The organism is Brevundimonas sp. (genome assembly GCF_031082345.1).
GTDB lineage: Bacteria > Pseudomonadota > Alphaproteobacteria > Caulobacterales > Caulobacteraceae > Brevundimonas.
Map to the genome: position 1 here is coordinate 975 of NZ_JAVHLH010000302.1, position 2,150 is coordinate 3,124.

Genomic DNA, 2,150 nt, shown 5'->3' on the forward strand with positions numbered 1-2,150 from the left:
GGCTGCTGCCGGCGGCGCCGGCCTTGGCCTCGGCCTCCTTGGCCTTCTCCTCGCCGCCGCAGCCGGCCAGCGTCAGCGCCAGGGTGAGGACGGCCGCGCCGGCCCAATTGTTCCGCATCATGTTCGCCACGTCTGATCCCCATGGCGCGGAAGGGGGAGCCGCGCCCGGCGCGCCGCCGGTGCGGCCGCCTTGTCATCGGCCGTTGAATAGCCGTTCCGGCCTCTCTTCTCAAACGCCAATCCGCCCCCTTACGTCGATGTAATCCGCCACAAAAGCAGTGACGGAGGCCTGCCGAGCGCCGTCCGCGTTGGCGATCCGGCCCCGCCGTGCTACCGGCGCGGCCATGACGACCCCTCCCATCGAACGCATCCGGAATTTTTCCGTGGTCGCCCACATCGACCATGGCAAGTCGACCCTGTCAGACCGGCTGATCCAATTCACCGGCGGCCTGACCGCGCGTGAAATGTCGGCTCAAGTCCTTGATAATATGGACATCGAGAAGGAGCGCGGCATCACCATCAAGGCGCAGACCGTGCGCCTCAACTACCGCGCGAAGGACGGCCTCGACTACGTCCTCAACCTGATGGACACCCCCGGCCACGTCGACTTCGCCTATGAGGTCAGCCGCTCGCTGGCCGCCTGCGAGGGCAGCCTGCTGGTCGTCGACGCCTCGCAAGGGGTGGAAGCGCAGACCCTGGCCAACGTCTACCAGGCCATCGACAACAACCACGAGATCGTCCCCGTCCTCAACAAGATCGACCTGCCGGCCGCCGAACCCGAGCGCGTCAGGGAGCAGATCGAGGACGTCATCGGCATCGACGCCTCCGACGCCGTGCTCTGCTCCGCCAAGTCCGGCCTCGGCATCGAGGATGTTCTGGAAGCCATCGTCACCCGCCTGCCGGCCCCCAAGGGCGACCCCAACGCCCCGCTGAAGGCGCTGCTGGTCGACGCCTGGTACGACCCCTACCTCGGCGTCGTCGTCCTCGTCCGCGTCTTCGACGGCGTGCTCAAGGCCGGCCAGCGCGTCAAGATGATGCAGAACGGCTCGACCCACCTCATCGACCGCGTCGGCGTCTTCCTGCCCAAGAACACCCCGGTCGACCAGCTCGGCCCCGGCGAGGTCGGCTTCATCACCGCCCAGATCAAGGAGGTCGCCCACGCCGCCGTCGGCGACACCATCACCGACGAGAAGAAGCCCACCGCCGAACCGCTCAAGGGCTTCAAGGAAGTCCAGTCGGTGGTCTTCTGCGGCCTGTTCCCGGTCGACGCCGCCGATTTCGAGGACCTGCGCGCCGCCATCGGCCGCCTGCGCCTCAACGACGCCAGCTTCACCTATGAGATGGAATCCAGCGCCGCCCTCGGCTTCGGCTTCCGCTGCGGCTTCCTCGGCCTGCTCCACCTCGAGATCATCCAGGAGCGCCTCAGCCGCGAGTTCAACCTCGACCTGATCGCGACCGCCCCCAGCGTGGTCTACAAGATCGCCCTGCGCGACGGCTCCGAGATCGAGCTGCACAACCCGGCCGACCTGCCCGACGTGATGCAGATCATGGAAATCAGCGAGCCGTGGATCAAGGCGACCATCCTGACCCCCGACGAATACCTCGGCGGCGTCATCAAACTGTGCCAGGACCGCCGCGGCTCGCAGATCGAGCTCAGCTACGTCGGCTCCCGCGCCCTCGTCGTCTACGAACTGCCGCTCAACGAGGTCGTGTTCGACTTCTACGACCGCCTCAAATCGATCTCGAAAGGCTACGCCTCGTTCGACTACGAGCTCAGCGACTACAAGGTCGGCGACCTGGTGAAGATGAACATCCTCGTCAACAGCGAGCCCGTCGACGCCCTCTCCATGCTGGTCCACCGCGGCCGGGCCGAGATGCGCGGCCGCTCCATGGTCGAGAAGATGAAGGAGCTGATCCCGCCCCACCTGTTCGTCATCCCGATCCAGGCGGCCATCGGCGGCAAGATCATCGCCCGCGAGACCGTCCGCGCCCTGCGCAAGGACGTGACCTCGAAATGCTACGGCGGCGACGCCACGCGCAAGAAGAAGCTGCTCGAGAAGCAGAAGGCCGGCAAGAAGCGCATGCGCCAGTTCGGCAAGGTCGAGATCCCGCAGGAAGCCTTCATCGCCGCGCTCAAGATGGACGAGGAT

General features: G+C 66.4%; 1 protein-coding gene. It reads left to right on the forward strand.

Annotated elements, in window-relative coordinates; translation table 11 throughout:
* Positions 1-344: 344 nt before the first annotated feature.
* Positions 345-2,150, forward strand: a 1,806-nt coding sequence (gene lepA, locus RDU12_RS14375) for a translation elongation factor 4 (protein WP_300292506.1), incomplete at its 3' end; no start/stop codon positions are given.